The following is a 340-nucleotide window of genomic DNA, read 5'->3' as shown; positions in this document are numbered from 1 at the left end:
GTAAAGTATCAGGTGAATTATATGAAGTTACAACCGATGAATTAGTGCAGCTCGATCAATTAGAAGACTACGTATCTGGTCGTAAATCAAATGAGTATGAGCGAGTGGTGAGGACTGTATATACAGAAGAGGGGGAAAGAGAAGCGTTTGTTTACATTGCAGGGAAACAACTATCAGATTGTTACAATACTATTGAGGAAAACGATTGGATTTTATATACAAAATGTTGACATTACAGTATTGGATAACTATTTTCTAAGAAGTAGGATGAATCACTCTATGTGATTGTTCCTACTCTTTTTCATTTTTATGACGTTTTTGTAAGTACATAATTCAATTA

At 33.2% G+C, this 340-nt stretch carries 1 protein-coding gene; it reads left to right on the top strand.

Annotated elements, in window-relative coordinates; genetic code table 11:
- Positions 1-230, top strand: a 230-nt coding sequence (locus tag KH400_RS23185; protein ID WP_217228654.1) for a gamma-glutamylcyclotransferase family protein, incomplete at its 5' end; no start/stop codon positions are given.
- Positions 231-340 lie beyond the last annotated feature (110 nt).

This window comes from Desertibacillus haloalkaliphilus, assembly GCF_019039105.1.
GTDB classification, from domain to species: Bacteria; Bacillota; Bacilli; order Bacillales; family KJ1-10-99; genus Desertibacillus; species Desertibacillus haloalkaliphilus.
The sequence above is the reverse complement of the archived record's forward strand: the minus strand, read 5'-3'. Positions and strand labels throughout refer to the sequence as shown.